21 protein-coding genes are annotated in these 25560 nt (G+C 64.3%); 6 read left to right on the top strand and 15 right to left on the bottom strand.

Annotated features, from left to right (window positions below; all coding sequences use genetic code 11):
- Nucleotides 1-34: 34 nt before the first annotated feature.
- The 3 genes from SUTH_RS07400 to SUTH_RS07390 are packed head-to-tail and all read right to left on the bottom strand — an operon-like array spanning nucleotide 35 to nucleotide 3567.
- Nucleotides 35-1825, bottom strand: coding sequence for an acyl-CoA dehydrogenase (locus SUTH_RS07400; RefSeq protein WP_041098271.1), 1791 nt, complete (start codon nucleotides 1823-1825; stop codon nucleotides 35-37).
- Nucleotides 1826-1882: 57 nt separating this feature from the next.
- Nucleotides 1883-2815: an electron transfer flavoprotein subunit alpha/FixB family protein gene (locus tag SUTH_RS07395; RefSeq protein WP_041098269.1), complete on the bottom strand. Its 933-nt coding sequence runs from the start codon at nucleotides 2813-2815 to the stop codon at nucleotides 1883-1885.
- Nucleotides 2816-2817: 2 nt separating this feature from the next.
- The gene (locus SUTH_RS07390; protein ID WP_041098267.1) at nucleotides 2818-3567 is read right to left on the bottom strand and encodes an electron transfer flavoprotein subunit beta/FixA family protein; all 750 of its coding nucleotides are present in this window, start codon (nucleotides 3565-3567) and stop codon (nucleotides 2818-2820) included.
- A 132-nt stretch (nucleotides 3568-3699) separates the two neighbouring features.
- Here SUTH_RS07390 and SUTH_RS07385 point away from each other — a divergent pair, with 132 nt between their 5' ends.
- A complete protein-coding gene (locus SUTH_RS07385) occupies nucleotides 3700-4275 on the top strand; it encodes a TetR/AcrR family transcriptional regulator (protein ID WP_041098266.1) in 576 nt (191 codons plus the stop codon).
- A 4-nt stretch (nucleotides 4276-4279) separates the two neighbouring features.
- Here SUTH_RS07385 and SUTH_RS07380 read toward each other — a convergent pair whose 3' ends face one another.
- The 5 genes from SUTH_RS07380 to SUTH_RS07360 all read right to left on the bottom strand — a co-directional run bounded on the left by SUTH_RS07380 (nucleotide 4280) and on the right by SUTH_RS07360 (nucleotide 11161).
- Complete coding sequence (locus tag SUTH_RS07380) at nucleotides 4280-5476, bottom strand: acetyl-CoA C-acyltransferase (protein WP_041098264.1); 1197 nt, start codon at nucleotides 5474-5476, stop codon at nucleotides 4280-4282.
- A 10-nt stretch (nucleotides 5477-5486) separates the two neighbouring features.
- A complete protein-coding gene (locus SUTH_RS07375) occupies nucleotides 5487-7874 on the bottom strand; it encodes a 3-hydroxyacyl-CoA dehydrogenase/enoyl-CoA hydratase family protein (protein ID WP_041098262.1) in 2388 nt (795 codons plus the stop codon).
- Nucleotides 7875-7885: 11 nt separating this feature from the next.
- Nucleotides 7886-9676: an acyl-CoA dehydrogenase C-terminal domain-containing protein gene (locus SUTH_RS07370; protein ID WP_041098260.1), complete on the bottom strand. Its 1791-nt coding sequence runs from the start codon at nucleotides 9674-9676 to the stop codon at nucleotides 7886-7888.
- Nucleotides 9677-9821: 145 nt separating this feature from the next.
- Nucleotides 9822-10364, bottom strand: coding sequence for an isochorismatase family protein (locus SUTH_RS07365; RefSeq protein WP_041101939.1), 543 nt, complete (start codon nucleotides 10362-10364; stop codon nucleotides 9822-9824).
- Entirely contained in the window at nucleotides 10358-11161 is an 804-nt protein-coding gene (locus SUTH_RS07360; RefSeq protein WP_041098258.1) for a 3'-5' exonuclease, read from the bottom strand. Before SUTH_RS07360 ends, SUTH_RS07365 begins: the two co-directional genes overlap by 7 nt.
- Nucleotides 11162-11241: 80 nt before the next feature.
- Between SUTH_RS07360 and SUTH_RS07355 the strand changes: the two genes are divergently transcribed.
- Both SUTH_RS07355 and SUTH_RS07350 read left to right on the top strand, forming a co-directional pair.
- On the top strand, nucleotides 11242-12060 hold the full coding sequence (locus tag SUTH_RS07355) for an IclR family transcriptional regulator (protein ID WP_041098256.1): 819 nt from the start codon (nucleotides 11242-11244) through the stop codon (nucleotides 12058-12060).
- A 7-nt stretch (nucleotides 12061-12067) separates the two neighbouring features.
- Nucleotides 12068-13468: an EAL and HDOD domain-containing protein gene (locus SUTH_RS07350; protein ID WP_041098254.1), complete on the top strand. Its 1401-nt coding sequence runs from the start codon at nucleotides 12068-12070 to the stop codon at nucleotides 13466-13468.
- A gap of 39 nt (nucleotides 13469-13507) precedes the next feature.
- Here SUTH_RS07350 and SUTH_RS07345 read toward each other — a convergent pair whose 3' ends face one another.
- From SUTH_RS07345 to SUTH_RS07315, 7 genes are read right to left on the bottom strand one after another with little or no spacing between them, the layout of a single operon-like run.
- Entirely contained in the window at nucleotides 13508-14329 is an 822-nt protein-coding gene (locus SUTH_RS07345; protein ID WP_148312877.1) for a M48 family metalloprotease, read from the bottom strand.
- A gap of 55 nt (nucleotides 14330-14384) precedes the next feature.
- Nucleotides 14385-15065 carry a tetratricopeptide repeat protein gene (locus SUTH_RS07340; protein WP_148312876.1) on the bottom strand — a complete coding sequence of 227 codons (681 nt, stop codon included), beginning with the start codon at nucleotides 15063-15065 and terminating at the stop codon, nucleotides 14385-14387.
- A 10-nt stretch (nucleotides 15066-15075) separates the two neighbouring features.
- Nucleotides 15076-16758, bottom strand: a complete 1683-nt coding sequence (locus SUTH_RS18365) for a cytochrome c3 family protein (protein WP_052473419.1) — start codon at nucleotides 16756-16758, stop codon at nucleotides 15076-15078.
- On the bottom strand, nucleotides 16755-17762 hold the full coding sequence (locus SUTH_RS07330) for an NHL repeat-containing protein (protein ID WP_052473417.1): 1008 nt from the start codon (nucleotides 17760-17762) through the stop codon (nucleotides 16755-16757). Before SUTH_RS07330 ends, SUTH_RS18365 begins: the two co-directional genes overlap by 4 nt.
- Nucleotides 17763-17764: 2 nt before the next feature.
- On the bottom strand, nucleotides 17765-19771 hold the full coding sequence (locus SUTH_RS19315) for a hypothetical protein (protein ID WP_041098250.1): 2007 nt from the start codon (nucleotides 19769-19771) through the stop codon (nucleotides 17765-17767).
- 24 nt (nucleotides 19772-19795) lie between these two features.
- Complete coding sequence (locus tag SUTH_RS07320; protein ID WP_171817331.1) at nucleotides 19796-20947, bottom strand: NHL repeat-containing protein; 1152 nt, start codon at nucleotides 20945-20947, stop codon at nucleotides 19796-19798.
- A gap of 14 nt (nucleotides 20948-20961) precedes the next feature.
- On the bottom strand, nucleotides 20962-21618 hold the full coding sequence (locus SUTH_RS07315) for a cytochrome c3 family protein (protein ID WP_197539664.1): 657 nt from the start codon (nucleotides 21616-21618) through the stop codon (nucleotides 20962-20964).
- 203 nt (nucleotides 21619-21821) lie between these two features.
- On the opposite strand from SUTH_RS07315, the gene SUTH_RS07310 reads away from it, so the two are divergent.
- The 3 genes from SUTH_RS07310 to SUTH_RS07300 all read left to right on the top strand — a co-directional run bounded on the left by SUTH_RS07310 (nucleotide 21822) and on the right by SUTH_RS07300 (nucleotide 25557).
- The gene (locus SUTH_RS07310; RefSeq protein WP_041098248.1) at nucleotides 21822-22721 is read left to right on the top strand and encodes a hypothetical protein; all 900 of its coding nucleotides are present in this window, start codon (nucleotides 21822-21824) and stop codon (nucleotides 22719-22721) included.
- 25 nt (nucleotides 22722-22746) lie between these two features.
- Nucleotides 22747-24138: a cytochrome c3 family protein gene (locus SUTH_RS07305; protein WP_052473414.1), complete on the top strand. Its 1392-nt coding sequence runs from the start codon at nucleotides 22747-22749 to the stop codon at nucleotides 24136-24138.
- Nucleotides 24139-24261: 123 nt separating this feature from the next.
- On the top strand, nucleotides 24262-25557 hold the full coding sequence (locus SUTH_RS07300; RefSeq protein WP_041098246.1) for an NAD(P)-binding domain-containing protein: 1296 nt from the start codon (nucleotides 24262-24264) through the stop codon (nucleotides 25555-25557).
- Nucleotides 25558-25560 lie beyond the last annotated feature (3 nt).

Genomic DNA, 25560 nt, shown 5'->3' with positions numbered 1-25560 from the left:
CGGGTTCCCGTAGTTGCCGATCAAAGCCCCGGCTTCAGAACATCGCTTCATCCAGTTTCAGGGCGCTGGCTCCGCCTTGCACCACTTCCTGCGCCAGGCCGGCTGCCGCGGCCATGACGTGATCGGCATAGAAATGCGCCGTGGCAATCTTGGCCGGATAGAAGGGATCGGCATCACCGCCGGCGATCCTGCCCTGCGCCGCGAGTGCCGCGCGTGCCATCATCCAGCCGCCGGACACGACGCCCATCAGACGCAGGAAAGGCACGGCACCGGCCGCCACCGCGCGCACGTCGCTGCCGTAGTTGGCGACGATGTAGTCGGTCGCCTGCTGCAGCGCCTCGATGCCGCGGCCCAGCGCCGCAGCGATGGCCGCAAATTCGGCCCCCGCCTGCTGCGCCAGTTCGCTGCGCGTCTGCTGCATCGTGCCGAGCACAGCCTTGATCGTGGCACCGCCCTCGCGGGCGATCTTGCGGCCCATCAGGTCGTTGGCCTGGATGCCCGTGGTGCCTTCGTAGATGGTGGTGATGCGGGCATCGCGCATGTACTGCGCGGCGCCGGTTTCCTCGATGAAGCCCATGCCGCCATGCACCTGTACGCCGAGGTAGCTCATCTCGTTGCCGGTCTCGGTGCTCCAGCCCTTGACCACGGGAATCATCAGATCGACATAGGCCTGGTTTTGCGCGCGCTCGGCGGCATCGGGATGGCGCGCGGCGGCATCGTGCGCGGCGGCGACCGAATAGGCCAGCGCGCGCATGGCTTCCACGTTCGCGCGCATCAGCATCAGCATGCGGCGGATGTCCGGGTGTTTGATGATGGCCACGCCGCTCGCCGAGCCTTCGATGGCGCGGCCCTGCACGCGGTCGCGGGCATAGGCCACGGCGTGCTGGTAGGCGCGCTCGGCGATCGCCAGGCCTTCGAGGCCGACCGCGAAGCGCGCCGCGTTCATCATGACGAACATGTACTTGAGGCCCTGGTTCTCCTGACCCACCAGCGTGCCGATCGCGCCGCCGTTGTCGCCATGAACCATGACGCAAGTCGGGCTGGCATGGATGCCGAGCTTGTGCTCGATGGAGACGCAATAGACATCGTTGCGTTCGCCAAGCGAGCCATCCGCATTCACCATGAACTTCGGCACCACGAACAGCGAAATGCCCTTGACGCCTTCCGGCGCATCCGGGGTGCGGGCGAGCACGAGGTGGATGGTGTTCTCCGCCATGTCGTGGTCGCCGTAGGTGATGAAGATCTTCTGGCCGAAGATGCGGTAGGTGCCGTCGCCCTGCGGCACGGCGCGCGAGCGGATCGCCGCGAGATCCGAGCCGGCCTGCGGCTCGGTGATGTTCATGGTGCCGGTCCAGTTGCCGGAAATCATGTTGGGCAGGTACATCGCCTTCTGCGCGTCGTTGCCCGCGAGTTCCAGCGCCTCGATCGCGCCCAGCGTCAGCAGCGGGCACAGCGAGAAGGATATGTTGGCTGACTTCCACATTTCCTGCACCGCCGCCGAAACCACCTTGGGCAGGCCCTGCCCGCCATGCTCGGGATTGCCCGAGAGCGCGTTCCAGCCGTTATCGACGAACTGCCGGTAGGCCTCCTTGAAGCCCTTGGGCATGGTCACGGATTTGTCGGCCCACTTCGCGCCCTCCTGGTCGCCGCTGTAGTTGAGCGGGTCCAGCACGCCTCCGGTGAACTTTGCCGATTCGTCGAGAATCGCCTCGACCACATCGGTCGTCGCCTCCTCGTAACCCGGCAAGGCGGCCACCTTGCCGAGTCCGGCCAGTTCGTTGAGGACGAACTGCATGTCCTTCAGGGGGGCGGTATAGCTGCTCATGGTTGTCGCTCCGTACTCGTTCGGTTTTGGGGACGGCGCAGCCGTCCCCCTTTCAACTCAAAGTCCCGCCACCAGCTCCGGCACCGCCTGGAACAGGTCGGCCACCAGGCCGTAGTCGGCCACCTGGAAGATCGGCGCGTCGGGATCCTTGTTGATCGCCACGATCACCTTCGAATCCTTCATGCCGGCCAGATGCTGGATCGCGCCCGAGATGCCGATCGCGATATAGAGCTGCGGCGCGACGATCTTGCCGGTCTGGCCCACCTGGTAATCGTTGGGCACGAAGCCGGCATCGACCGCGGCACGCGAGGCGCCCATCGCGGCGCCGAGCTTGTCGGCCAGCGGCTCCAGCACCTTGTGGTAGTTCTCGCCGCTGCCCATGCCGCGACCGCCGGAGACGATGATCTTCGCCGCACCCAGTTCCGGGCGCGCCGACTTGGTCAGCTCGCGGCTGATCAGCTTCGATTGGCCCAGATCGGGGCCGGCAGCCAGAGCCTCGGTTGCCGCGCTGCCGCCCGAACTCGCCGCGGCATCGAAGCCCGTGGTGCGCACCGTGATGACCTTGGTCGCGTCACTCGACTTGACCGTCGCCAGCGCATTGCCGGCGTAGATCGGACGCACAAAGGTATCGGCATCGACCACGCTGATGATTTCCGAAATCTGCGCCACGTCGAGCAGTGCCGCCACGCGCGGCAGGGTGTTCTTGCCAATGCTGGTGGCCGCCGCAATGATGTGGCTGTAGCCGGCCGCGTTGGCGACGATCAGCGCGGCGAGGTTCTCGCCGGTCTGGTCGCCGTAGTGGGCGGCGTCGGCGACCTTGACCTTGCTCACGCCGGCGACCCTGGAGGCCTGCTCGGCGACGGCGCTACAACCGGCACCGGCAACCAGGACGTGGATATCGCCACCAATCTTCGCGGCGGCAGTGACGGCATTGAGGGTGGCGGCCTTGAGGCCGGCGTTGTCGTGTTCTGCAATGACGAGAATACTCATGATCAGATCACCTTGGCTTCGTTCTTGAGTTTATCGATCAGGGTCGCGACGTCCGCAACCTTGATGCCGGCGCTGCGCTTGGGCGGCTCCGTCACCGTGACAGTGGTCAGGCGCGGCGCCACATCGACGCCGAGGTCGGCCGGCTTGACGACTTCCAGCGGCTTCTTCTTCGCCTTCATGATGTTGGGCAGCGTCGCGTAGCGCGGTTCGTTGAGGCGCAGGTCGGTGGTGACGATGGCCGGCAACGTGATCTCGAGGGTTTCGAGGCCGCCATCGACTTCACGCGTCACGGTGGCCTTGTCGCCGGCGACGACGACCTTGGAGGCAAACGTGGCCTGCGACCAGCCCAGCAGCGCGGCCAGCATCTGGCCCGTCTGGTTGGCGTCGTCGTCGATTGCCTGCTTGCCGAGGATGATCAGTTGCGGTGTTTCCTTCTTCGCCACGGCGGCGAGCAGCTTGGCTACGGCCAGCGGCTGCAGTTCGGCATCGCTTTCAACCAGAATCGAACGATCCGCGCCGATCGCCATCGCGGTGCGCAGGGTTTCCTGGCAGGCGGTGACGCCGCAGGAGACGGCGATCACTTCCGTGGCCGTGCCGGCTTCCTTGAGGCGCATGGCTTCTTCGACCGCGATTTCGTCGAAGGGATTCATCGACATTTTCACATTCGCCAGATCGACACCAGTGCCGTCTGCCTTGACGCGAACCTTGACGTTGTAGTCAATCACGCGCTTGACCGGGACGAGGATTTTCAAGCGAGTCTCCTTGAAGTGGGCTGAGCTAAGAAGGGTTGATTCTAACGACTATTCGGACCTGCGCTTCCATACGCTACAGTATGGAATGTGAGATACTACCGCAGAGCAACATAAAGTTCAATACCCTACCGTATGGAAAACAAAGCCGCCAAGACACCGCGCACGATGCTGGACCGCGACGCCTGGATCAAGGGCGCGATTGCCATCCTGGCCGAACATGGCGCCGAGCGCCTGCGCGTCGAGGTGCTGGCCACGCGCCTGGGCGTCACCAAGGGCAGCTTCTACTGGCACTTCAAGGACCGCCGCGATTTGCAGGACGCGGTGCTGGACTTCTGGAAGGACGGCCGCATCCGCGACATCCGCAAGCAGACCCAGGCCGAACCCGGCAATGAGGTCGCCGCCCTGCTCCACACCATCGAGGTCTATGCCTCTGCGCGCAACCGCAAGGGCATCGCCATCGAAGCCGCGGTGCGCAGTTGGGCGCGCCGCGACCCGCAAGCGGTCGCCGTCGTCGAAGCCGTCGACGCCGAGCGCCTTGCATGCTCCTGCCGCCTGTTCCTCGCCTGCGGCCTGCCCGAGCAGGAAGCCCAGGCGCGCAGCGTCATGCTCTACGCCTACGTCTTCGGCGTCAGCCTGCTGCGCCCCGGCGGCTTCGCCGACGATATGGACTCGCTCAAGGCCTGGATCGCCGGGCATATCGCGCGCTGAGCGACTACATTCGCTCGAAAATCCCCGCCGCGCCCATGCCGGTGCCGACGCACATGGTCACCATGCCGTACTTGAGGTTGCGCCGGCGCAGGGCGTGGATCACCGTGGCCGAACGGATCGCGCCGGTGGCGCCGAGCGGATGGCCGAGCGCGATGGCGCCGCCGATCGGATTGACCTTGGCCGGATCGAGGTCGAGGTCCTTGATCACCGCCAGCGACTGCGCGGCGAACGCCTCGTTGAGTTCGATCCAGTCGAGCTGATCCTGGGTGATGCCGGCTGCGCGGCAGGCCACCGGAATCGCTTCCTTGGGGCCGATGCCCATGATCTCGGGCGGCACGCCGCGCACGGCGAAGGAGACGAAGCGCGCCAGCGGCGTCAAATTGAACTGCTTCAGTATCTTTTCGCTGACCAGGATCAGTGCGCCGGCGCCGTCGGAGGTCTGCGAACTGTTGCCGGCCGTCACCGAGCCCTTGGCGGCGAATACCGGCTTCAGCTTGGCCAGCGCCGCGAGGTTGGAATCGGCGCGCGCACCTTCGTCGCGGTTGACGCTGCGCTTCTTCAGATCGACCTCGCCGGTGGCGAGGTTCGGCACGCGATCGACGATCTCGACCGCAGTCGTCTCGTTGTCGAACTCGCCCGCCTGCTGCCCGGCGATGGCGCGCTGGTGCGACTGCAACGCGAATTCGTCCTGCATTTCGCGCGTGATCTTCCACTGGTTGGCCACTTTCTCGGCGGTGAGGCCCATGCCGTAGGCCATGCCGACGTTCTCGTCCTTGAACACGCCCATGTTGATCGAGGGATGGTTGCCGCCCATCGGCACCATGGACATCGACTCAGCGCCGCCCGCGATCATGACATCGGCCTGGCCGACGCGGATGCGGTCGGCCGCCATCGCCACCGCGGTTATCCCTGATGCGCAGAAGCGATTGACGGTAACGCCGCCGACGGTATTGGGCAGGCCGGCCAGCAGCACGGCGTTGCGCGCCATGTTGAGCCCGGATTCGCCTTCGGGGAAGGAGCAGCCGATGATCGCGTCCTCGATCAGCTTGGGATCGAGGCCCGGCACCTGGGCCATGGCGGACTGGATCGCATACACCAGCAGGTCGTCGGGACGCGTATTGCGGAACATGCCGCGCGGCGCCTTGCCGATCGGGGTGCGGGTGGCGGCAACGATGTAGGCGTCTTGAAGTTGTTTTGTCATTTCAATCTCCTCAGTTTCTGACCGGCTTGCCGGTCTGCATCATGCCCATGATGCGTTCCTGGGTCTTGGGATGGTTCAGCAGTTCCATGAAGGCCTTGCGCTCGAGGTCGAGCAGCCACTGCTCGCTGACCAGGCTGCCCTGATCGACGTCGCCGCCCGATACCACCGTGGCGATCATCTGCCCCAGCTTGAAGTCGTGGGCCGAGATGAAGCCGCCGTCACGCATGTTGACCAGTTGCATCATGATGGTGCCGATGGCATAGCGGCCGGCGACCGGTATCAGCCTTTGCAGCGGCGGCCGGTAACCGGCGTCGTGCATGGCGCGCGCTTCGACCTTGGCCACGTGCAGCAGCTCGTAGGGGTTGAAGACGATGACGTCGTCGGGCTTGAGGAAGCCCATTTGCCGTGCCTCCAGCGCCGACTTTGAAACGGCGGCGGTGGCAGGATTCATGAAGTTGTTCTTGAGGAACTGCAGCAGGTCGTTGCCCTTGGCCTCGGCCGCCGTGCGCACGGCGGCTTCCTTGAGGCCGCCGCCAGCGGGAATCAGGCCGACGCCGACTTCGACCAGACCAATATAGGACTCGATCAAGGCGACCCGTTTCGCCGCGTGCAGCGCCAGTTCGCAGCCGCCACCCAGCGCGAGTCCGGCCACCGCGGCGACCACCGGCACGTTGGCATACTTCATGGCCTGGAAAGCCTGCTGCAACTTGGCGACCTCGGGCTCGATGGCCTTGACGCCGCCCGACATGAACAGCGGCAGCATCGACTGCAGGTCGGCGCCGGCGGAGAAGGCGCCGCCTTCGGCCGCATCGGCACTCCAGATCACCAAGCCCTTGTAGTGTTGCTCCGCCTCGGCGATGGCCTTCGACAGGCCGGCGATGACGCCGGCGCCGATGACGTGCATCTTGGTCTTGAGCGACAGGATCAGAACGCCATCGTCCTCGTGCCAGATGCGCACCGAATCGTCCTCGAACACCGTGATGCCGGCGGTCGTACCATCGACGCCCGCCTCGCCCAGCACCGGGGCGCGGAAACGCTGACGCAGATACACGGGCAGCGTCGAGCGGGCCACATTGGCCTTGCGCGCCGGCGACCAGGAACCGTCGGCGCCATGGACACCGTTACGTCCGTCGAACACCCAGGCCGGCAGCGGTACCGAGCACAGCGCCTTGCCGGCGTCGATGTCTTCCTTGACCCAGTTGGCGACTTGATGCCAGCCGGCGGCCTGCCAGGTCTCGAAGGGACCGAGCTTCTGGCCGAAGCCCCAGCGCATGGCGAAATCGATGTCGCGCGCATTGTCGGCAACGGCTTCCAGATGCACCGCAATGTAGTGGAAGGCGTCGCGGAAAATGGCCCAGAGGAATTGCGCCTGCGGATTGGTCGAGTCGTGCAGCGCCTTCATGCGCTTGGCCGGGTCCTTTTCCTTGAGGATGCGCGCCACGAGGTCGTCGGCCTTGCCGCCGCCGGCCACGTACTGGCCCGTGGCGAAATCGAGGCGCTGCACTTCGCGGCCGACCTTCTTGTAGAAGCCGGCGCCGGTCTTCTGGCCCAGCGCGCCTGCGGCGACCAGCTTGGTCAGCACTTCCGGCGTCTTGTAAATGGCCGCGAAGGGATCGTCGGGCAACGTGTCCTGCATGGTCTTGATCACGTGGCCCATGGTGTCGAGGCCGACCACGTCCGCGGTGCGGAAGGTGCCGGACTTTGCGCGTCCCAGCTTGGATCCGGTGAGGTCATCAACGACGTCGCAGGACAGGCCGAACTTTTCCGCCTCGTGGATCGTCGCCATCATGCTGAAGACGCCGACGCGGTTGGCGATGAAATTCGGCGTGTCCTTGGCCCGTACCACGCCCTTGCCCAGCGTAGTGACGAGGAAGCCTTCGAGCTGGTCGAGGATCTCCGGCCGGGTTGTCGCGGTCGGGATCAGTTCGACCAGATGCATGTAGCGCGGCGGATTGAAGAAATGCACGCCGCAGAAGCGGGCCTTGAGTTCGTCGGAGAAGCCCTCGGATAGCGCGGTGATCGACAGGCCCGAGGTATTGGAAGCGAAGATCGCATTCGGCGCGATGAAGGGGGCGACCTTCTTGTACAGGTCGTGCTTCCAGTCCATGCGTTCAGCGATGGCTTCTATGATCAGGTCGCAGCCTTTCAGCAGTTCCAGGTTGTCGTCGTAGTTGGCGACTTCGATGCAGGCCGCGTCATCCTTGTTGCCCAGCGGCGCCGGGCTGAGTTTCTTGAGGCCTTCGATGGCGCGCAGCACGATGCCGTTCTTCGCGCCTTCCTTGGCCGGCAGGTCGAACAGCACCACGGGGACCTTGGCATTGACGCAGTGCGCGGCGATCTGCGCGCCCATCACGCCGGCGCCAAGCACGGCGACTTTCCTGACTATGAAATTGCTCATGACATTTCCTCTTAGAACAGTTCGGCTTCGAGATCGAGCAGCGGCTTGGCGCCAGAGCGCGCCTGGCGGATCAGCATCGCGGTCTCGGGCAGCAGGCGGGCAAAGTAGAAACGCGCGGTGGCGAGCTTGGCCTTGTAGAACGTATCGCCGGAATCCTGCTTGGCCAGGGCGATCTTGGCCATGCGGGCGAAGAAGTAACTGTAGACCAAATGGCCGACCACGCGCAGGTAGGGTACGGCGGCGGCGCCGACTTCGTCCTGGTTCTGGAAGGCCTTCATGCCGATTTCCATGGTCAGCTTGCTCACCTTGTCGCCGATATCCGCGAGCGGCGTGACGAATTCGTTCATGGCTTCGTCGGTGCCGTTCTCCTCGACGAAGGCCTGCACCAGTGCGCCGAACTTCTTCAGTTTGGCGCCGTTGTCCATGAGGATCTTGCGGCCCAGCAGGTCGAGCGACTGGATGGTATTGGTGCCTTCGTAAATCATGTTGATGCGGGCGTCGCGCACATACTGCTCCATGCCGGTTTCGCGGATGAAGCCCATGCCGCCATGTACCTGCATTGCCTCGGAGGTGGCAATCCAGCCGTTGTCGGTCATGAAGGCCTTGATGATCGGCGTCAGCAGCGTCACCAGGTCGGCGGCGTCCTTGCGCACTTCCTCGTCCGGATGATTCAGTTCGCGATCGATCTGCAGCGCGACAAAGGACGAAAAAGCACGGCCGCCTTCGGCATAGGCCTTGGCGGTCAGCAGCATGCGCCTCACATCCGGATGCACGATGATCGGATCGGCCGGCTTGTCGGGCGCCTTGGGCCCGGACAGGCTTCGCATCTGCAGGCGTTCCTTGGCATAGGCCAGCGCATTCTGGAAGGCCACTTCGGTCAGGCCCAGTGATTGCATGCCGACGCCGAGGCGCGCGGCGTTCATCATGACGAACATGGCGTTCAAGCCCTTGTTCGGCTGGCCGATCAGCCAACCGCTGGCGTCGTCGAGGTTCATCTGGCAGGTGGCATTGCCGTGGATGCCCATCTTTTCTTCCAGCGCGCCGCAGGTGATGGCGTTGCGCGCACCCAGCGAGCCGTCGGCGTTGGGGATGAACTTCGGCACGAGAAACAGCGAGATACCCTTGGTACCTGCCGGAGCATCGGGCAGGCGGGCGAGGACCAGATGCACGATGTTCTCCGCCATGTCGTGCTCGCCGGCCGAGATGAAAATCTTGCCGCCGGTGATCTTGTAGCTGCCGTCCGCCTGCGGCTCGGCCTTCGAGCGCAGCAGGCCGAGGTCGGTGCCGCAATGCGGCTCGGTCAGGCACATGGTGCCGGTCCATTGGCCGGAAACCAGCTTGGGCAGGTACATGGATTTCTGTTCGGGTGTGCCGTGCTCGTGCAGGCACTCGTAAGCGCCATGCGACAGGCCCGGATACATGTACCAGGCCTGATTCGAGGAATTCAGCATTTCCGCGAGCGGGTTGTATACGACGATGGGCAAACCCTGGCCGCCGTACTCGGGGTCGCAGGTCAGCGCGGGCCAGCCGGCCTCGACGAACTGGCGATAGGCTTCCTTGAAGCCGGTCGGTGTCGTCACTTCGTGGGTATCGGAATTCAGCCGGCAACCTTCGACATCGCCGATGTGATTGAGCGGGAACAGCACCTTGGAGGTGAACTTGGCACCTTCTTCCAGTATCTGATTGATGGTGTCGGTGTCGATGTCGGCGTGCGCCGGCAGAGCCTTGAGTTCGCTGGTCACGTCGAGCAGTTCGTGCAGCACGAAGTGCATGTCGCGCAAGGGGGCGTTGTATTGGCCCATGGTGTCCTCCTGTGTTGTATTGGCTACAGTCGACCGCGTTGAACGAACGGCCGTTTCAAACAAACGTTTTAATACTACCGCAGTTTGTCGTTCGCGTGTAGTCGCACGACTCTAAATCGGGAATCCCGGTACAGGCGGCTGAAGTTCAGCGCAGGAAGTTTTTGCTGACTTCGCGGAATACGTCGGAATCGGCCTTGCGCAGCCACTCGAAGGCCACCATCTCGCGGCTGACGATGCTCGCACCCTCGTCGCGCATGCGCGCCAGCGCCAGGGCCTTGTCGGTATCGCGGCGTGAGCCGACGGCCTCGTCGACGACGAATACCTGCCTGCCGCTGTCGAGCAGTTCGATCACCGTCTGCATCACGCAGACATGGGTTTCCATGCCGCAGACCACGACTTGCGCCGGACCGCCCGCCTGATCGAAGCCGTGGCAGGCGCCGGCAACCGCCGAAAAATGCAGCTTGCCGGCAATGCAGCCGGCCGGAAGTTCGGCCGCAACCGCGGGATGGGTCGGCCCCAGCCCCTTTGGATACTGTTCGCAGGCCAGTACGGGAATTTCCAGCCGGCGCGCCACGCGAATTAGCCAGACAACCTGGTCCAGCAAGTTCTGCCAGCCGGAAATGGCCGGTACCAGCCGGCCCTGCACATCCACCACCAGCAGCGCGGAATTACGTGCGTCGATCAGCATGATGCCTCCCATGCGGCAATGAATTCCTTCCAGTGCGGCAAGCCGGTCGCCGCCAGCGCGGTCTTCACCAGGGCCAGCTCGCTGTCGTGTTCGGCCGGTGTCAGCAGGCCGCGCATCATCTGGAAGCGCAGGAATACCAGCCAGGTATTGACCACGTCGGTTTCGCAATAGTCGCGTATCTCGTTGATGCGCCCCTCCAGCCACGCACCCCAGACGGCCGAGCCATCCATGCCGAGCTTGCCCGGCAGCCCCATCAGGCGCGCCAACTGGTCGAGCGGCGCACTGCCGCGCGGCTGGTACATGGCCAGCAGGTCCATCAGGTCGAGATGGCGCGAGTGATAGCGGCTGATGTAGTTGTTCCACTTGAAATCCTTCGAATCGCGGTAGTCGCCCTCGCCCATGTCCCAGTAGCGCGGCGCCGCGACACCATGGATCAGTCCGCGATAGTGCAGCACCGGCAGGTCGAAGCCGCCGCCGTTCCAGGACACGATCTGCGGCGTGAACTTCTCGATGCCGTCAAAGAAGCGCTGGATGATCTCGCCCTCGCCCGACTTCGGCTCCGCCAGAGACCAGACGCGAAAGCCGCCATCGGCACCATGGCTGCGCATCGCACAGGAAATCACCACCACACGCTGCAGATGCAGGGGCAGGAAATCGCTGCCATTCTTTGCCCGCTGGCGCTGGAAGGCAAACTCGGCGACCTCGGCATCGGGCAGCTCGGCCGGCAACTCATGCAGCGTGCGCAGGCCGGCAATGTCCGGGATGGTTTCGATGTCGAAGACGAGAACGGGAGTCATGGCGAGGAGCTTTGGAAAAAATGACAAACAATCCTGGGAAAGTCGGCGCTGGCGATACGGCGATTCTATAATCCGTTTCCATGTTAGCCGAAGAACGGGACGCAGACAGCCGCCAGGGCATCCAGTCGATCGAGGTCGGCGTACCCCTGCTGCGGGTGCTGGCCGATCACGGCGCGCCGATGATGCTGCGCGATCTCGCCCGGGAGGCAGGCATGCCGGCCGCCAAGGCCTATCGCTACCTGGTCAGTTTCGTGCGTACCGGACTGGTGACGCAGGATGCGCTCTCGGGTCGCTACGACCTCGGCCATTTTGCGCTCGACCTCGGACTGGCCAGCCTTGCCCGGCTTGACGCGGTGCGCGTCGCCACCCCGGTGCTGGAAGCTCTTGGCGAGGAAATCGGGGAAACCGTGGCAATGGCGGTGTGGGGCAACATGGGCCCCACCATCGTGCGCTGGGTCGACTCGAAGCGGCCGGTCACCGTCAACCTGCGCACCGGCGCGGTGATGCCGCTGCTGCATTCGGCCATCGGCCTGTGTTTTGTCAGCTTTCTCGACTCGCCCATCCTGCAGCGCAAAGTCGAGGAAGAACTGCAAATCAACGCGCGCGGCGAGGATACCCGGGCACCGATCACGCGCGCCCAGCTCGACGCACTCACGGCCGACGCACGCGAACACGGCATGTCGCGCGTCGTCGGCTCGGTGATTCCCGGCATCAACGCCTTCTGCGCCCCGGTGTTCAACCACGACGGCAAAATGGCGCTGGCGATCACCGGCCTGGGACCCGCCGGGCTCTTGCCGCCCAACTGGAACGGCCCGATCCCGAAAGCGATTCGCGCCGCTGCGCAAACCATCTCGCGCCAGCTGGGCTGGCGCGCTCCCGCTGCCTGCCACGCCAAATGAACCTGCCATGACCAGCTTCTTCGACCGCATGTTGGGAAAAAGCAAACCGGCCGCCGCAGGCACCGTGCCGAAACAGGATGGCTCGCCGGTTCAAAAGACCACCGACAAGGTCGAGAAGCCGCCGACGGCGGCAGCGACCGAGCCGACCCAGTCGTTTGTGTGCCGCGAACCCGTGCTGGACCGCGACAAGCGAATCTCGGGCTACCAGTTCAGCCTGCCTGAAGACGTCGAACAGCGCCTGCAGAACGACTTCGAGTTCCTGCCCAGGATCTACGACGACGCCATCCTGCGCAACCTGACCTCGCTCGGAAATGACGCGCTGCTGGGCCCGCGGCTGGCGTTCATCAGGCTGTCGCCGGATTCCCTGGACAACAAGCGCCTCCACGAACTGCCGAAGGAAAACACCGTGCTGATGCTGGCGCCGGTGCATCCGACGCTTGAGGCCGAGCGCATCCTGCGCCAGCTGGACATCCTGCGCCAGGCCGGTTTCTCATACGGCTGGCTGCTGCGCCAGAATCAGATCGCCCGGTTTTCCCAGTTGCCGATCATGGCGGCAAGCGCCGATTACGTTCAGATCGATGCAACCGGATTCGACGGAATGGGCGTCAGGCTGCTGACCAAATCCCTGACGGCGGCGCGCTCGGCAAAGCTGCCGAAACTCCGCCTGGGTGCCAGCGGGCTGAATGCGGTCGACGAGTTCGATTCCTACTTCCAGGCCGGCTTTGATTTCTTCCTCGGCCCATTCGTCACCCGCCGTGAAAACTGGCATCCGCCCAAGAGCAACATCAACCGCCTGCAGATCATCAAGCTGCTCAACCTGCTGGGCAGCGATGCCGAGATCGCAACGATTGCGGAACAGTTCAAGCACGACCCGGTGCTGGCCTTCAAGCTGCTGCGCTACATCAATTCGGCGGCCATGGGATTGCGCACTCCCATCGTGAACATGGACAAGGCGCTGATGCTGCTCGGCCGGGAAAAGATCTACCGCTGGCTGTCCCTGCTGCTGTTCGACTTCAAGGCGCCCGGCCACGAGGAACGCGTCCTTACCGAACAGGCCCTGTCGCGCGGCCATTTCCTTGAAAGCCTTGCGGCGCAGGGCAGCATGCCGGCACAGGCCGATTCGCTGTTCATCCTCGGCCTGTTTTCCCTGCTCGACCAACTGATGGACCAGACCATGGCCAACCTGCTGTTGCAGGCAAAGCTGCCGAAAGCCGTGCATGACGCATTGCTTGGGCAAACCGGCCCCTATCGCAACGCCCTGCGCCTCGCCATTGCGGCCGAGGGCCAGTCGCCGCAAGACCTGGAGCAGCAGGCGACGCTGTGCGGCCTGGAGTCGTTGCAGGTATCCCAGTGCGCCATGCAGTCGCTGGCGTGGGCACATCAGATCTCGTCCGTCGAAGCCGCGTAGCGAACCGCTCCGATGGCGTCGCCCGGGCAGACCGTGCGGTCAGCGCGATATCGGATCCGCCAGGGCCACGGCATCGGCAGAGCGGTAATTGCTGATCCGCAAGGCGGTCCTTTCCACTTCCTTCGACCACGAATCCCTGCCGAGTCGATTTGAGTAATCCAGCAGGGAATCGACAATATCGGTCTCGCTCCATCCCTGCCTGGCAAGCAGGTCAAGCGCGATGATGTCCGCCTCCTTCCTCTGCTCGGGAATGCTGCTGGATGCAACCAGGCCCTTGCCGAACGCGCCCGCGGTCGAAGAGGCAATGAATGCCACACCGCGGGCAAGGTTGGCGGGCGCCAGCACAAGCTGGGCGATCAGCGAAGAGATGATGGTCGCCGCGGATTTCTCATCGTGGTGCCTGGCGACGACATGCCCCATTTCCCTGGCGACCAGATAGGCCAGCGTCTCCTCGTCGATCCGGGCCTTGCGTACGCCGCGGTAAATCACGATGCTGCCCGAGGCATCCGATGAACTGCCGGCTTCAATTTTCTCGGCGACGATGAACGTGAATTGCGGAATGCGATCCTTCAGTTCCGGGTAAGTCGCATAGGCCGTTTCTGCAAGACGCGTTCCGAGGCGCTGGACCTGACGCTCGAAGCCCTTGTCGACCTGGCACTGGATCCCTTCGCACGGCGTCGCCACCGGAGCAAGTCCAGCGAGCGTCAGGTTGAGATCGAGCGACGAGTACAGCGCACTCACCGGCTCCGGTGCAGCCATCTGCGGCCGGCCACCGGGACTCGTGCCGGCACAGGCGCTCAGCAACGCGGCGGCAACAAGCAATGGCAGTCGGCTCGCGATGCGGTATGGAGGGCAGTTCATGATCAAGCTCCGTTGTTCGGCTTGATCGATTTATAGCGGCGGCAATTTTCCGTCGCTACTGTCGCTGCTGCCCGACAGAGGCTGCGCGACGCTTCTCGGCCTCGGCAATTCCGCTGCGAATGGAAGCTCCCAGGTCGGTATCGGCCGGCACCGTTTCGAGCGCCTTGTTCCAGTGGCGCAACGCATTGCCGAAGTCGCCGCGCCGGTAGGCTTCGGTACCCGCCAGCGCCAGTGCCTTGGGGTGCTTCGGATCGATGGCGAGCGCCTTCTGCACCAGCCGCACCGGTTCTCCGCCGAAGCTGCCGGACTGGGTCATCGCCACCACATCGGCATAGTCCGCCAAAAGGTTGGCATCCGGCGGCAGCAAGGCCGCTGCCTTGCCGTAGGCTCCGGCCGCTTCGCCAAAACGTCCCTGCGCGGCGTAGGACTTTGCCAGCATCTGCCAGCCCGGCCCGTTGTCAGGCTCCGTCTCGAGGCGTGCGGCAAGACGATCGACCATCGCCTGAATATCAGGTGCCTGCATGTTGGAAGTGGTCGATGCTGCATGTGATGCAACGGGTTGCGCAACCGGCTTCTCGGTACCGCGCACAGCAAGATAAAGAGATGAAAGTGTCACACACGCCACCAGGCCGACCAAGGCCGTGAGACGGCGCGAATCGGTCGCGGCGGGCAATGGACGAAGCTCGTAATCGACCGGGGCCGACAGCAGGTCATTATTTGCAGAAGCAGGGTTCATGGTCTTTCTCCTAGTAGCTGAGTGGGTTGTGATTCTTGCCGTGGCAAGTCAGGTAGCAGCTGCCCCGATTGGTACCGTTCGAGACGAACTTCAACTGGCCGCTCGAACTCGGCTTGTTGATCGTGGTGTCGAAGTTGATCAACTTGCTGTTGTTGGTGGCGTTGCCCTGGGTCGAGCTGATGCCGTGGGGGTCGTGGCAGGCATTGCAGGGCGTGCGTTCGCCGATGATGTGCTTCGTGTGTTCCTTGAAGGTGTTGTCGCTGAGGATGCTGGTGCGGCTGTGGCACTTGTAGCAGAGCGCGTAGTTGGCGGCGCTCTCCGGCGTGTTGTCGGCCTTCAGGTACTGCCGTTCCAGCAGCGTCGGGTAGGTCGATCCGTGCGGCCCCTTCGGACCGACACCGCCCGCACCCGGTCCGGAATTGTTGTTGTGGCAGTCGCTGCATTTCACGGTGCTGGCCGTGGTCCACGGCGCGACCAGGCTCGGTACGTTGGTGTTCTTCCCGGGGCCGACAACCGCATGGTGCGACGGATTGGTGGTGGCGAACTCGAGACGAGCATTCGTCTGCACGATTTGCCGCGTGGTGCGCGGCGCCGGCATGTTGGGGCTGTCGGCATGGCAGCGGAAGCAGATCTGGTACTCGGCCGTCGCCGGCTTGACTTCGGCGCCGCCACTATTGATGCCGCGCACACCGGCCAGCGAACCGGGCAGCAGGCCGGTGCTGCTGCTGGTGGCGTGCGGGTTGTGGCAATCGGCGCACTCGACATGCCGCGCCTGTATCACCGCCGGTTCCGCCGGATCGTGCACCCCGGTGCTTGCGGCCACCGGATGGATGGAGCTCTTGCCGGTGAATTCGGCCTGGACGTTTTTCGTGGCGACGTTGCCGTTGTGGCACGAGTAGCAGTTGCTTTCCTCGGCGGCGTTGTTGAGCAGCCATTTTTTTCCGCCGGCGGTATGCGGTCGATGGCAGCTCTCGCAAGCGTTCGCGGCGACGGTGGTGCCGGTCGTATGCGGCCACGGATTCGGGCCGGCACCATTCCAGGTCTTGCCCGAGAGCTTGTGGTCGCTGCCGTTCCAGTAGTTCTTTATGTGGCAGGTCTGGCACAGCGCCGAGGCCTGGTTGGGCACCACGAGGAACTTGCCGTTGCTGTCGTCGTGAGCATCGTGGCAGGAGGTGCATTGCAGCTGCCCGCCGGAATCGAGCTTGACCTTGCCGGTGAGCGTCGACGGGTTGGCCAGTTCGCCGCGCGTCGCGGCCAGCGTGGCGGTGTAGGCGAAGGAAATCGGATGGTCGTCGGACAGGTCGCTGCCGAGCTTGCTGTTGCCGGCCGGCATGGTCGTCACACCGCCGGCCATGCCGATGCGTGTGCTGCGACTGAGGACATCGCCGAGCGCGATGGTGCCGTCGTGGCAGGAGAGGCATTGCAGCGAGGCGCCGGTAGGCTGGCCGGGCCGGGCGACCGAGGTCGAACTGGTGTAGGGCGTGTAGCTGGTGCCTGGATTGTTGCGGTTCCATAGTGGCGCGATGGGCGAGGCGTTGTGCGGGGCATGGCAGAAGATGCAGTTCTGCGTCTCGGATGCCGCCTTGACCGTCCCCGGCCCGCTGACCGAGAGGTTGTGCTTGCTGCTTGCCAGTCCCGCCAGAACCGGCAGTGCCAGAAACAGCACGGCAGCCGCGAGCAGGCCGCGCTTCATGTCGCTCCTCCGACATAACGCAGCACCTGGATGCGCTGGTTGTACGAATCGGCGATGTAGATCATCTCGTCATCGATGAAAATGCCCGTCGGCAGCCAGAATTCGCCGCGTTCGTGGCCACGTTCGCCAACCGGCAGCAGCAGGCGACCCGTCGCGTCGAATATCTGGAAGGCATGGAACAGCGCGTCGACCACATAAACGTGGCCGTGGCGGTCGGTCGCCACGCCCTTCTGCCGCGCGGCATCGCCCGTGCCGTCGCCCTGGCGGCCGAACTTGCCGGCGAACTGGCCACGCGCATCAAAGGCCTGGACGCGGAAATTCAGCGAGTCGGTGACATACAGACGTCCCTCCGGTGTGCGCCAGAGATAGGTCGGATAGTTGAATTCGCCGTCGCCGGTGCCGCGTCGGCCGATGCTGCCGGCCAGCGAACCGTCGCGCTCGAAGATATGAATCCGATGCTCGGCGGTGTCGGCGACATACAGGCGGCCGCTGGCCGCGTCGAAAGCGATGCCGGTCGGCTGCGTCAGCTTGACGTCGAGCCGTAGCGCCAGCGCCGACTTTGCCCCCGGCCGAATGACGAAGATCCGCCCCAATCGGGAATCGGCGACATAGACCTCGCCGGCGGCGCCGCGTGCGAGTCCCACGGGAGACGGCAGCGGCGCATCGTCGCCGGCCGTGATCAGGCTGTACTCGCCGCCGCCGGTGTCGAAGCGATGCACGCCCCTGGCGCCCGGATCGGCGACGTAGAGAACGCCGCCGCTCGCCACCACCGCCATGGGTCGCAGGATGCGCGCCTCCTCCTCGCCGAACAGCAGATCCTTGAGCCGCTCGAAGAAGCCCTTGCCGATGCCGAGATCGGCGGCGCGTGAAAAGGCCTTGACGAATTCGACACGCGGCTGTGCCGGCGCATGCGGCCACACCAGTTTCTCCTGCTCCTGTTCCGCCCACGCCGGAACGGCGAAACAGACAGCCAGCAGGAAGGCCATGCGGAACAGGTGGCCCATCGTCAGAAGTCCCTTTTGGCAAGGAACTGAAAGGTGGTCCGGTTGCGTTCGACGCCGGCCTGGGTCTCGCGGGTACGCATCAGGCTGGAGGACAGCGTGAACTTGCGCTCCTGCCATTGCACGCCGATCGAGCCGTCGCTGCGGTGCCGCGGAACAAGTCCGGCGTCATCCCGTTCGGCGCTCAGGACCGCAGTCAGATCGATGCCGAACCACTGGCGCGACCAGTAGCGCAATTCGAAGCCGCGCACGTCGGAATTCTGCGCGGCGACGGCGTACTCGATGCGCGAGCGGCGCAGCGAAGCGCGCAGATTGCCGAGGTCGAACAGCGGCTCGTCGGTCTGCAAATAGAGATCGTTTGCCATGCGCCGGTAGGGCGATACCGACTCGTGCCGGTCCTCGAATTCGATGCCGCCGCCGAGGGTGACCTGCAGGCCCGGATTGAACGGCAGGTCGGCGCGCAGGCCGTAAATGGAGCTCCTCACTTCATTGAGCGGAAAACTCGGCGAGCCCGAGGCCAGGCGCGGCGCCGAAATGAAATGGCGGAAATAGCCGTTGGCGTAGCGCGACAAGCTCCAGTTGAGGTTGAGCGTCTGGTCGAACTGGTTGTAGGCGTAGGTGCCGCCGACGTCGTAGGCGTAGTCCACCAGCACCTGCTCGCCGTCGAGGATGCGGCCGCCGATCAATCGCTGCAGCCGGGTCTCGGTACCGACGACGGTCAGCAGATAGTCGACGCCGGCAACAAAGGTCTGGGTGCGGCCGGCATTGCTCACCACCGGAGTTCCGCCAATGACGTTGGGACGGCTGAGGGCGATGTAAGCGACGCCGCTCAGGGTAATCAGCTCGCCGAGAACGCTGGTCTGCGAGGACTGCGCCTGCTGTGCACGACTGTCGTAGCGGGCACCGTAGCTGAGTTGGCCGACGCCGACCGGCAGCGGCTGTTCGTAGCGGAAGCTGCCATCGATACCGTGCGACCGGGCCTTGAACTGCCGTGTGCGGTTGTTGTCGCCGCGCACGCCGAGGCTGGTTTCCAGGCCGCTCACGGGCCAATAGCTAAGCCCGGCAGATGCCGCCTGGATCACCGAGTCCAGCTCACCCTGATTGCTGTGACCATAGTTGTAGAGGCCGTGGCTGTGCAGCTTGTCCGAGTGCCGGGCGCGCAGGTCGAGCATGAATCGCCCGTCCTTGAGGTCCGGGAGGACCGCCGACCCCAGCGCGTATCCCTGCGTATTGAAGCTGACGAGATTGGCGAGATCGTATTGCCGCTTGTCGCCGAACTGCAGGCGCGTGTCGACGTTGAGCGCATGATTGCTGGCCTTGCTCGACTGGATCGGCAGGTTCTGGCTGCCGCTTTGCGAGGCCTGATGGCTGGTCTGGTACTGCACGCTGGTCGAGCCCAGAGCGCCGTAGGAACGGCTGGCGCCGAGGTTGAACTGGTCGATGCGGTCGTCGACCAGGCGGTCGGCGCCGCGTCCCTGCGAGTGCGAGCGCGTAAAACCCGCCTGCAGCGGCACCGGCGATGCGGCGGCGAGCAGCGAAAAATCGAAGCCGTAGCGCGTGTTCTCCTGCGTCAGCACCTGCCCCGGTGCGACGCTGACGGTCGGATTCAGGTGCGAGAAGAACACGGTTCCGGTGTAGGGCTTGTCGCGCAGCAGCGTGGCCCGCGCAGTGAGGTTGTAGAGCGCGCCGCGCGCGCTTGCGGCTCCCGTGTCGCCGGTGAAGCTCTCGCTGTGAAGTACCGGGCCGCCGCCGAGATCCAGCGTCATCAGGTTCGGGTGATAGACGTAGCTGTGCGTCATGACGAATATCTCATTGCGAAAGCCCGACTGCGTTTGGCGCGAACGCGATGCCGTCGCGGGCTGATCGGTGGTCTGCTGGTCCTGCACGTAGTTCAGCGTGACGTAGCCATCGACTCCGGTGAGCTTGAACGGCTCGATCTCGGCGGCGCGGCTGCCGTCGGCGAGAACTGCCAGCGCGGCGATCCGGACGGCAACCGATAGCCGAGCACACATTTCCTGCAATCCGCGGTGATTTGCTCAGGAGACAGGCTTGGCTGTGGGGCTGACTGCCGGCTTGCCTTCCGGGTAGTCCATTCCGTCCATCCTGCCGAAGCCGAAGATGTCGACCTTGTTCGGCCCGAACTGGCTGGCGACGAGGATCAGGTAATCGATGTTGAACTTCGGATCGGCGAAGCGCCGGAACAGGGCGATGTTCTCGTAATCGACCGTGACCCCGGCCGGCAGGTTGAGGCCGTCGGCACGGCCATCGGTCTGGCCGAAGAACATCAGCAGCTTGCCGTTGTTGTCGAAGATCTGCACGTTCTGGAATGCCGCGTCGCCGACCAGCAGGCGTCCCGCCTTGTCCATGGCGATGCCCTTTGGCCGCGCGAAGCTGCCCAGCGCGGAGCCGACGGAGCCGTAGGTGCGTACCGGCTTGCCTTCGGCGGTGAAACGCTGCACGCGGAAATTGCTGGTTTCGACAACATAGATGTCGCCGTCCGGACCGAGTGCGATATTGGTCGGATGGAACAGTTCGCCCTCGCCCGATCCGGCCTTGCCGAACTTGAAGAGCAGCCTGCCGGTGCCCTTTTCCAGTACATGGACCTGATGATGGGCAATGTCGGCGACATACAGCCGGTCGCCGGCAATGGCCAGATCCACCGGGCGGAACTGGCCCTCGACGCCGAAGGCCTTGACGAAGCGGTCCTCGCGATCGAAGACCAGCACCTGGTCGCGTCCCGTATCGGTAACGTAACGGGTGCCGTCGGCATCGATGCGGATGTTGATCGGGCGCTTGATGCGACCGGCCCCGTTGCCCGTCATGAAACTGAAGCGCTGCTGCGCCAGATCGAAAATCGCCAGCCCGCCGGCGCCTGTGTCGGCCACGTAGAGCTTGCCCTTGTGCAGGGCGATGCCGTAGGGCTGCGTCAGCCGCTGCGCCGCCTTTTCCTCACCGACGATGAAGTCGGCAAAGCTGTCTTTTTTGACGGCGAGATCGCGCTCGCTGGCAATCGTGGTCAGGTACTGGATGCGCGGCGCGTTGGGCAGCGGCGGGTAGAACACCGGGCCGGCGGCATCGGCCGCCGCGTTCTTCTCGGGCTGGCTGGGATTGCTGACGCAAGCGGCAAGCATCGTCGCGGCGACGACCGCGACGATGCAGCACGCCAGCATGTGACCGGGTTTTTCCATGATGGCGAACACGCTTATTTGTTGTGGCAGGCGAGGCAGATCTTGCTGCCGGACGGATCGACCTTGACCAGGCCGGTTCCCAGGCCGCCGACCGTGAAGGTGTTGTGCACGTCGTGGCAGGAATCGCATTCCATCTTGCCGCCGTAGAGCAGCATGGCGTTGACCGTTCCGGTGCGGGTCTGGTTGCCGGAACCGATGGTGACGGTCCTGGTGGCGGGATCGTGCAGCGAGCCGTCGGCCGTGGCCAGCGCGGTGTTGTAGGTGAAGCCGATCGGGTGCGATCCCTTGAGGTTGGTGCCGAGGTTGTTGGCCGCCGAAATCATGGTGGTGCCGGTGACGCCACCGAAGCTGTTCACCGCCACCGTGCCGTCGTGGCAGGACATGCACAGCTTCGAGCCGCCACCGGGCTGGGTCACGGTGGCATTCATCGTCGGGCTGCTGTAGAGCGTGTAGGTGGCCGCCGAATTGGCATGGCTCCAGAGCGGCGCGTCGGTGGTGGTGGTGTCTGTCTTGTGCGGCGCGTGGCAGGCGACGCAAATGCGGCCGCCCGACCAGGCCTGGCCCGTGAAGTCATGGGCGGAGCCGGTGATCGTGCCGGCCAGCGCGGGCACTGCCGCGAGCAGCAGCAGGCTTGCGGCCAACCATCCTGCGATTCGTTTCAGTGGGTTCATGTCGAAAACTCCCTATGCTGGTTGATGTCGTTTGCCCGAGCCGGCGGGTCCGGACGCGTCAGATGCGAGGCGGATGTTCCGGATTCGGCGGGGGCGCGGCCACTGTCGTCGACGCCCGACACTTTTGCCGATCCGCGCCACGCCCTAGGATGCGGCCGTAATGAACGGGCCCGCGCCCGTACCGACATCAAGGGAGCCGCATCATGGAACTGGAAGCCACGGCGGGAAGCTGTCCGGCACCGCAATCGTCATGGATTCAAAACCTCGGTCGCTCGCTGCTCGCAGCCGGCGGTCGCATTGCCGTCGCCTCGGTCGTCATCTCGCTCGCCCTGACGGGCTGGATCGTGCATCGCGACGGCCTCTACACCTCGTCGTCGGATTTCGGCTACTGGCTTGGCGTACTGGGCGGATCGCTGATGCTGGTGCTGCTGATCTATCCGCTGCGCAAGCGCTTCCGTTCCCTTGCGGTGCTCGGCCCGCTCAAGCACTGGTTCCGCTTCCACATGTTTGCCGGCATCGCCGGTCCGGTCATCGTGCTGTTCCACTCGACCTTCCGCGTCGGCTCGTTCAACGCCGCGATCGCACTCGCCTCCATGCTGCTGGTGGTCGCCAGCGGCATCATCGGCCGCGTCCTCTATCGCCAGATTCACCACGGCCTCTATGGTGCCCGCGCCACGGTGACGGAACTGCAGAGCACGCTGGAACAGCAACTCGCCGCGCTGCAGGACGTGCTCGCCGGACTGCCGGCGATCGAGCGCGAAATCGGGCGCTTCTCCGCGCTGGTTTCCCTGCAGGCGCAAGGCCGCTGGCAGCGCGGACTGCACATTGCCTCGCTGGGCTGGAAGCGCCACCTGGCCAGCCGGCGCGTACACAAGGCAATCGCCGGCTACGAAATGAAAGTCGGCGCTGGCGACACGGCGATGCACGAGAACCTGCTCAGGCTGGCGAAGACCATCGATGACACCCTGAAAGCCATACAGCGCACCGCGCAGTTTTCGACTTTCGAGAAGCTCTTTTCACTCTGGCACGTCGTGCACATCCCCTTCCTGTGCATGCTGGTGGTCACCGCGCTCGTTCATGTCGTCGCTGTACACGCTTACTAGGGCAGCCCTCGCTACCGCCTTGCTCATGGCTTCATCCATCGCGGCGGCGCAAAGCCTCGAATCGGCTGTCATGCCTGGCTCCGTGATCCAGGGCCACGCCGATCTCGAAGGCGCCTGCCAGAACTGCCACATCCGCTTCGACCGCGCCGCACAGCGGAAACTCTGCCTCGATTGCCACAAGCCGGTCGCCGCCGACGTGAACGCCGGCATCGGCTATCACGGCCGCATCAAGGAACGGGAGTGCCGCGCCTGCCATACCGACCACCGGGGCCGCGGTGCAAGAATCGTGAAGCTTGACGAAACGAAGTTCGACCACGCGCAAACCGATTTCGCACTGCGCGGCAAGCATCGCGGCCGCACCTGCGCGAGCTGCCATCGCGCCAAGGCCAAATTCAGCCAGGCGCCCTCCGACTGCGTAAGTTGCCATCGCAAGGAAGACAAACACAAGAACGGCCTCGGCCCGAAATGCGAGAACTGCCACAATGAGTCCTCGTGGAAGGAGGCGCGCTTCGACCACGCCAGGACCAAGTTTCCCTTGCGCCTGTCCCATGCCGACCCGACCCTCAAGTGCACCGACTGCCACCTCGACAACAAGTTTGTCGACACGCCGCGCGAATGCGTTTCCTGCCATCGCCAGGACGACCTGAAGGACGGCCACAAGGGCCACTTCGGGGCGCGTTGCGAAAGCTGCCACAACGAAGGTGAGTGGAAGGCTTCAATTTTCCGCCACGACCGGGACACGCATTTTTCCTTGCTCGACCGCCATCGCATCGCCAAATGCGGCAGCTGCCACCGCGCGCCGCTCTACAAGGAAAAGACGCCGACGCGCTGCGTCGCCTGCCACCGCGTCGATGACAACGAAAAGGGCCACCGCGGCTCGCTCGGCGACAAATGCGACAAATGCCACAACGCAAAGGGCTGGAAGGGAACCAGTTTCGAGCACGACCGCGACACGAAGTTTCCGCTGCGCGAAAAACACAAGATCGCCAGGTGCGACAGCTGCCACAAGGATGCCGCCATGCGCGAAAAGCTGCCGCAGAAGTGCGCAGCCTGCCACGAGCGCGACGACCGCGAAAAGGGCCACAAGGGCAACTACGGCGACAAATGCGAGTCCTGCCACAACGAAAAGAGCTTCAAGCCATCGATCTTCGACCATGGCCGCGACACGTCCTTCGCCCTCGCCGGCAAGCATGTCAAACAGAAGTGCGCCACCTGCCACCGCGCCCCGCTCTACCGGACCAAAACCGAAACCCGCTGTTACGCCTGCCACGAAAAGGAGGACGTGCACTTCGGCAGCTTCGACTTGCAGTGCGACAAATGCCATGTCGCCGACGACTGGCGCAAGGTGAAGAAGCCGGAGAACATTGCGCCCGCCGGCGGCACTCTCATCCTTCCCGGCAGGAGACGAACACCATGAATAGGCCACAAGCATTTGATCCGCAGATTTCGCCGATTGACGCAGATGGATCAGGGCGCAGGCCACTGAGTTATTCAATCTGCGCAATCTGTGTAATCTGCGGATTGAATTTGGGTTTTTGAAATGAATCCGCTGATGATCTGGATGGCGTATGCGGTGCCACTGGCGTTCGCGCTGCTGCTCCACCTTCATGCCCGCCGTCGCCGCGAACTGGCGTCCGTCGCGGTAATGAGGCAATCGGTGGAGACCGGCATGACCGAACCGCCCAGCCTGCACCCGGTGGTGAATCCGGCGCTGTGCTGCGGTGCCGGCGCCTGCGTCAATGCCTGCCCGGAGCAAGCGCTCGGCATCGTCAACGGCAAGGCGCAGCTCGTCAATCCGACGGTGTGCATCGGCCACGGCGCCTGCGCCGCGGCCTGCCCGATGGAAGCCATCAAGCTGGTGTTCGGGACGGAAACGCGCGGCATCGACATCCCCTACGTCAAGCCGACTTTCGAGACCAATGTGCCGGGCATCTACATCGCCGGCGAACTGGGCGGCATGGGCCTGGTACGCAAGGCCGCCGAGCAGGGCAAACAGGCCATCGAGTCCGTGGTCAAAGGGGGCCGTGGCAGCAGCGATCTCGACGTCGTCATCGTCGGGGCCGGCCCGGCCGGTTTGTCGGCGACACTCGGTGCGATGGAAAAGAAGCTGCGCTTCGTCACGCTCGAACAGGAGGATTCGCTTGGCGGCACCGTCTATCACTATCCGCGCAACAAGATCGTGATGACCCAGCCCGTGGTGCTGCCGCTGGCCGGCAAGGCCAAGCTCGGCGAAATTTCGAAGGAGTCGCTGCTGGCCTTCTGGCAGGACATCGTCGAGCGCTTCGGCATGAAGATCGAGTTCGGCCAGCGCGTCGAGAAGGTGACGGCCGTCGACAACGGATTCATCGTCAAGACCGACCGCGCCGAGTACAGCACCCGCGCCGTGCTGCTGGCCATCGGCCGGCGCGGCACGCCGCGCAAGCTGGAGGTTCCGGGCGAAGAACTGCCCAAAGTGGTGTATCGCCTGATCGATCCGGAACAGTACCGCAACCAGCATGTATTGGTGGTCGGCGGCGGCGACAGCGCCATCGAGGCCGCCGTCGCGATTGCCGCGGAAGAGGGAACCACGGTCACGCTGTCATATCGCGGCGCGGCCTTTGGCCGCATCAAGCAGAAGAATCGCGAACGGCTTGCCGCGGCGGAACAGGAGGGACGCCTGAAAGTCGTGCTGGGCTCGAAGGTCAGCCGAATCGAGGCAGAATGCGTCTACCTTGAATGCGGCGAAAGCGTAAAGTTGGCCAACGACGCGGTGATCGTCTGCGCCGGTGGCATACTGCCGACCCCGATGCTCAAGGAAATGGGCATCCGTGTTGAAACCAAGTTCGGAACCGAGTAAGTC

Origin of the sequence: Sulfuritalea hydrogenivorans sk43H, from assembly GCF_000828635.1 — a bacterium.
Lineage (GTDB): Bacteria > Pseudomonadota > Gammaproteobacteria > Burkholderiales > Rhodocyclaceae > Sulfuritalea > Sulfuritalea hydrogenivorans.
Note: the sequence above shows the minus strand (reverse complement) of the source record. Positions and strands in the feature narration are given on the sequence as shown.

Coding starts and splice junctions, on each gene's coding strand:
- SUTH_RS07360 (WP_041098258.1), bottom strand. CDS start 11,161: ATGACTCCCGTTCTCGTCTTCGACATCGAAACCATCCCGGACATTGCC.
- SUTH_RS07345 (WP_148312877.1), bottom strand. CDS start 14,329: ATGAACTGCCCTCCATACCGCATCGCGAGCCGACTGCCATTGCTTGTT.
- SUTH_RS07375 (WP_041098262.1), bottom strand. CDS start 7,874: ATGAGCAATTTCATAGTCAGGAAAGTCGCCGTGCTTGGCGCCGGCGTG.
- SUTH_RS07310 (WP_041098248.1), top strand. CDS start 21,822: ATGGAACTGGAAGCCACGGCGGGAAGCTGTCCGGCACCGCAATCGTCA.
- SUTH_RS07340 (WP_148312876.1), bottom strand. CDS start 15,065: ATGAACCCTGCTTCTGCAAATAATGACCTGCTGTCGGCCCCGGTCGAT.
- SUTH_RS07400 (WP_041098271.1), bottom strand. CDS start 1,825: ATGAGCAGCTATACCGCCCCCCTGAAGGACATGCAGTTCGTCCTCAAC.
- SUTH_RS07305 (WP_052473414.1), top strand. CDS start 22,747: ATGGCTTCATCCATCGCGGCGGCGCAAAGCCTCGAATCGGCTGTCATG.
- SUTH_RS07395 (WP_041098269.1), bottom strand. CDS start 2,815: ATGAGTATTCTCGTCATTGCAGAACACGACAACGCCGGCCTCAAGGCC.
- SUTH_RS07370 (WP_041098260.1), bottom strand. CDS start 9,676: ATGGGCCAATACAACGCCCCCTTGCGCGACATGCACTTCGTGCTGCAC.
- SUTH_RS07365 (WP_041101939.1), bottom strand. CDS start 10,364: ATGCTGATCGACGCACGTAATTCCGCGCTGCTGGTGGTGGATGTGCAG.
- SUTH_RS07355 (WP_041098256.1), top strand. CDS start 11,242: ATGTTAGCCGAAGAACGGGACGCAGACAGCCGCCAGGGCATCCAGTCG.
- SUTH_RS07385 (WP_041098266.1), top strand. CDS start 3,700: ATGGAAAACAAAGCCGCCAAGACACCGCGCACGATGCTGGACCGCGAC.
- SUTH_RS07315 (WP_197539664.1), bottom strand. CDS start 21,618: ATGAACCCACTGAAACGAATCGCAGGATGGTTGGCCGCAAGCCTGCTG.
- SUTH_RS07350 (WP_041098254.1), top strand. CDS start 12,068: ATGACCAGCTTCTTCGACCGCATGTTGGGAAAAAGCAAACCGGCCGCC.
- SUTH_RS07320 (WP_171817331.1), bottom strand. CDS start 20,947: ATGGAAAAACCCGGTCACATGCTGGCGTGCTGCATCGTCGCGGTCGTC.
- SUTH_RS19315 (WP_041098250.1), bottom strand. CDS start 19,771: ATGTGTGCTCGGCTATCGGTTGCCGTCCGGATCGCCGCGCTGGCAGTT.
- SUTH_RS07330 (WP_052473417.1), bottom strand. CDS start 17,762: ATGGGCCACCTGTTCCGCATGGCCTTCCTGCTGGCTGTCTGTTTCGCC.
- SUTH_RS18365 (WP_052473419.1), bottom strand. CDS start 16,758: ATGAAGCGCGGCCTGCTCGCGGCTGCCGTGCTGTTTCTGGCACTGCCG.
- SUTH_RS07380 (WP_041098264.1), bottom strand. CDS start 5,476: ATGACAAAACAACTTCAAGACGCCTACATCGTTGCCGCCACCCGCACC.
- SUTH_RS07300 (WP_041098246.1), top strand. CDS start 24,262: ATGAATCCGCTGATGATCTGGATGGCGTATGCGGTGCCACTGGCGTTC.